1 protein-coding gene is annotated in these 1,127 nt (G+C 67.3%); it reads right to left on the reverse strand.

Going from position 1 to position 1,127, the window contains the following annotated elements; all coding sequences use genetic code 11:
- Positions 1-62: 62 nt before the first annotated feature.
- Positions 63-1,055, reverse strand: a complete 993-nt coding sequence (locus AC1D1P_RS23915; protein WP_477674730.1) for a stage II sporulation protein M — start codon at positions 1,053-1,055, stop codon at positions 63-65.
- Positions 1,056-1,127: the final 72 nt, after the last annotated feature.

Raw genomic sequence — 1,127 nt, forward strand, 5'->3', positions numbered from 1 at the left:
GTGCGACACCCAGGTCCGCGGCTTCGGCCATGGGCCGCGGCCGCAGTGCAACGGCGAGTGCATCAACCTGCATGGTGTTTTCCGGGGTCCGCGGGGACGGCGCGCGGCCTTCCCTGCCACCCGAGGTAAGCCAGCACCAGCGCCCAGCAGGCTGCGCCCGCACCATATTTCACAGCGGGCGTGACCCATCGCGCCGAAGACCAGAAGGCCTCGACGGCGGCAGCGATCAGCAGGAGGCCGATGACGCCGTAAATCACCACGATGGCGTGGCGGGCCGCCAGCCGGAGCGCCTCTAGCCGGGTATGCCGGCCCGGCGCGATCAGTGCATAGCCCAGCCTGAGTCCCGCGGCGCCCRCCAGCACGATGGCGGTCAGTTCAAAGGCGCCGTGGGTGATGACGAAGGAGCAGAAGTTCTGCCCGTGGCCGGCGGCGATCAGGTAGCCGCCGACGGCGCCTATCTGCACCCCATTGAACAGCAGCACGCCGGCGCTGCCGACCCCGCCGAAGATGCCGGCCGCGAAGCAGCGAAAGCCGATGCCGATGTTGTGCATGACGTAATAGCCGAACATCTGCCAGTCACCACCGGCGTCGCGGTTGCGCCCGAAGGACCTTGCACTGTCGCTGTACATGCCGTCGAACTGCTGCACTTGCGCCGCGTCCATCAGGTGCAGGATGAAACCGGGGTCGCGGTAAGTCGCCAGGCCGGCAGCCAGTAGCGGCAGCACGAACAGCAGGAACGCCACCAGCAGGTAGGCCCGGTGCGCGCGTACGGCTTGCGGGAAGTCAACCAGCGCCAGCCGTCCAAGGCGCGCCAGGCCGTAGTCGTGCTGCCGGTAAATCAGCCGATGCGCGCCTTGCGTCAATGTTTCGAGCCTTTGCGTCAGGTGAACGGGATAGGCGCGAGCCTGCGCCAGCGCCAGGTGCTCGCAAACACGGCGGTAGAGGGTGGCCAGCCGCGCACCGTCGAACTTGCGCTGGGTTTCGGCGATACCGATCACCGTTTCGAGTTCGGTCCAGAGGGGCGCATACAGGGCTTCAAATTGCAGAGGCGTCATCGGCGCGCGTCTCCTTCACGCCGGCCCATCAGCCATTGCGCCAGCCCGAGCAGGCGTTGTGTGGCTCTGCTG

This window comes from Polaromonas sp. P1_E1_2 (assembly GCF_056406035.1).